General features: G+C 64.9%; 3 protein-coding genes. 2 read left to right on the forward strand and 1 reads right to left on the reverse strand.

The genetic code is table 11. The features are described from left to right. Positions 1 to 150: 150 nt before the first annotated feature. The gene (locus ASH01_RS15630; protein ID WP_156415613.1) at positions 151 to 618 is read left to right on the forward strand and encodes a hypothetical protein; all 468 of its coding nucleotides are present in this window, start codon (positions 151 to 153) and stop codon (positions 616 to 618) included. A 68-nt stretch (positions 619 to 686) separates the two neighbouring features. Here the strand turns inward: ASH01_RS15630 and ASH01_RS15635 are convergent, their stop codons facing one another. Next, complete coding sequence (locus ASH01_RS15635) at positions 687 to 1049, reverse strand: hypothetical protein (RefSeq protein ID WP_156415614.1); 363 nt, start codon at positions 1047 to 1049, stop codon at positions 687 to 689. 200 nt (positions 1050 to 1249) lie between these two features. Between ASH01_RS15635 and ASH01_RS15640 the strand changes: the two genes are divergently transcribed. Then, positions 1250 to 2161: a hypothetical protein gene (locus tag ASH01_RS15640; protein ID WP_156415615.1), complete on the forward strand. Its 912-nt coding sequence runs from the start codon at positions 1250 to 1252 to the stop codon at positions 2159 to 2161. Positions 2162 to 3032: the final 871 nt, after the last annotated feature.

The raw sequence follows: 3032 nt of genomic DNA on the forward strand, positions 1-3032 counted from the left end.
CGACGCCTGCGCCAAGGGCCAAACCCGACGAACCGAGATCTACGACAACCTCATCACCAGCCTCGACAACACCGAAGCCTCTTGACACCGATCACCCACATAATGCCGATGTGCGTGCGTTCTGGGTGCTCTTCTTGGCACGCTGAGCACATGGCTCGACCACCCGTGACGCACGCGCTCACCATGAACGGCCGCATTCACGGTGAGCTGAAAGATGCTCTTGATCCGGACGACGTGCTGCTCCGTCGACGTCTGGCCCTGCTGGACGGCATCCGTCGGTACTCGCTGAGTCTCTGGGAGCTTCCACCAGAGACGCCGTTCGAACGGGTCGACCTCGGCCGGTGGCCCACGGAGTACGTGCAGGCGGCCGGGTCGCGGGACCGGCTCACGGTGGAGCTCCGCCGCACAGAGAACTCCGGCCCGTGTCAATACGTGGTGGGGCGCACCATGTCCGGTCCGGAACCGCAGCCGACCGTCTCGCTGCCGTGGGACGGGGTCACGACGACCGTCTTGGCCAACGAGGTGCTGGATCTCGACGAGGCTGCAGCCGTCTTCATTCGCTACCTCAGTGACAACGGCATACCGGAAGGTTTCGCGCTTCGTCGGCTCGACCTTTGAAGCTGCGCGCCGCTGCCGTCGACGTCCGCTACTGCCGCAGATGGGTAGCGCCGACGAGCGGATGCGACCTACGACTCCCGATGCGGCCCGACACGAGCGACGGCTGCGACCACCTCTGAGAGGTCCGGGCTCAAGAACGCGACGCCCCACCGGGACTCGCCTGCGCCATTCACTACGGCCAGCACCAATCGCTGATGCTTGGTGGTCTCGAGCTTCTCCACGGTCTCGCCTATTCCACGAATCGGCTGATTTGTCCGTCGGACATGCTCGGCACGGCGTCGGTAGATCGTGAGCAGTGTTGCGGTCGAACTTGAATCCTGTTCTGCGTCAGAGGAAAGACTCACTTGTGGCTCGTCCAGCAGCGAGAGGAGGTCCGGGACGGCCTCGAGCTTGGCGGCAGACAGCAGCGTGCGGAGTTGCTCTGGCGTCATGGCAGCAGTGTCGTCCACATGTCCCGCTTCCGCCGCTCGTCGGACAACATCCGGTCATGCCGCCGAGCGCGAGCTCAATCCTGCCTATGTGCTGACATGAAGCGATGTGATCATTCACGGTGCTCTGTGCCTGCGCGACCATGTTCGGTTCCGGACATCATGAGCACCCTAGGATGCGGGGTGTGCAGGGGATAAGGCAGATGTCAGTAACGGCAGTCGTTGCACTCTCGGTCGCCATCGCGACGGCGAGCTGTTCGCAGACCGCCATCACCGAAGGTCATCCGGCCGCTCTCGGATCGAGCCCTTTGAGCGCCCGGCCCGGCGCCAGCACCACGGGGGCTTCCCAGCCGCAGACCTCCTCGGCGGCGCCCGACTCCACAGCCACAGGCGATGCGCGGGCACTAGGAGGCGAGGCGTTCAAGAAGGCTCTGGACCGGCTGGATTCCGCCCGGACCGCTGTGTACCGAAGAGACCTCGTCATGAAAAACGGGGACGTCCGGCTGAGCGACGAAGTCACGACCGACACCGCTACGGGACTCACCGGCCACCGCGTCCACGAGGTTGTAACCGAGAAGGGCCGAAAGGCCGAAGTCAACTTTCGCGTGGCGCAGGACGCCGAGGGCCACGGCTGGGTGGCGGCCACCAACGCCTCGGGCCGGCCGATCGACGCCTGGAAGCCCATCGACACGCAAGAGAAGGCCGACAAGCTCCTGCAGGTCTTCGGCATCCTCGTCGGTCCCGGTAGACCAACCCTGGTCGCGCCCGGAGTCGAAAGCATCTCCATCCTTCACGCCAACGGGGACGTTCGCCAGCTCGCAGGCACCATGCCCGGTCAATCCGCGATCTACTACCTAGGTTTCGCGAATCTGTCCGATCAGCTAGACGCCATGATCCAGGGCAGTGCGTCGGTCGAGGTCAACCTGGCCCATGACGGGACCATCAACACCGTGGTCGTCACGGGCGTTGGCAGCACTCTCGCGACCGACGTAGCCGACCTGCCTGCCGCCGTCTCGTCCCAGATATCGGGCACGGTGACCACGATCCGCTACCTCTCCGTCAACAAGCCCGTGTCGATACCCCTCCCGCCAGCGCTGGAACGTTCGCGCCGTTGACGGCGGTTGACTACCGCTCCTCAGACACGTATCGGGCCACATGCCGCGAGCTAGCTCCCCGCCACCGAAATCCGTCGCGCGGCACCAGAAGTCGGTGCGGCGGCACGACCGATGCTGGCGTTTCTATCTGTTAGCAAGCGCTTCGAGATGTGGAAGTCCAAACTCCAGAGTAAGGGCTTTGCCTCCCCGTCGCCGAAGTCGACCCACACGGTAGACACGTCCTTGTAGGTTCCGACGCGACCGATGGTCCCCGGGCCGAATGCGTCGCGGTCGACTCGTGCGCCCTCCACCATCCAACGCGGAGGCACGATGCTTAGGTCCGGTTCCCGCTCGGGCATGACCGCATTCTGATGAGTCCAGTGCCCACGGCGGCCGCTGCGCAACGCTCGCTCATGCCGCTGAGGGATCGGGTCGGTGAGTCTGGAGCCGAGGGACTGTGGCCGGCGGAGCCTCCACGTGCCTGCAGGTCGTCAGGAGCCGATGCGGAACGAATCCCACGGCCAGCGCCGACGTCTCGGCGGCCGCCAGTCGGGGCTTGAAGCGTGAAGCTCTGCTGCGGCGTCGTGGTCCACGGACAGGAACGTGGTGTTCAGTACCCGACGCCCCGCTTGAGATTCGAATCCCAAGATGCTCAGGACGGCGCGGTCGAGGTCCGTCACGACCGTCCTGGCGCCGCTCCACGATGCTGAGTGAGCCGCGCGCAGACACAGGTCGAGCGCCGGAGGCGTGCTCATGCGAGCCTCGGCCTTTCAGGACTGGGAGGGAACGGGTGAGTTGAGTCCATAGCGTTGGTGTACGACGACACCGGTGAGCGTGTCCCTGCACATGCAGGTGCGGTCACCGCGTGATCCTTCGAGTGAACCTCTCACAG

Source organism: Terrabacter sp. Soil811, from assembly GCF_001429655.1.
Lineage (GTDB): Bacteria > Actinomycetota > Actinomycetes > Actinomycetales > Dermatophilaceae > Terrabacter.

Bases quoted from the DNA above. Each gene is read 5' to 3' on its own strand.
- ASH01_RS15630 (WP_156415613.1), top strand. From the start codon at position 151: ATGGCTCGACCACCCGTGACGCACGCGCTCACCATGAACGGCCGCATT.
- ASH01_RS15635 (WP_156415614.1), bottom strand. From the start codon at position 1,049: ATGACGCCAGAGCAACTCCGCACGCTGCTGTCTGCCGCCAAGCTCGAG.
- ASH01_RS15640 (WP_156415615.1), top strand. From the start codon at position 1,250: ATGTCAGTAACGGCAGTCGTTGCACTCTCGGTCGCCATCGCGACGGCG.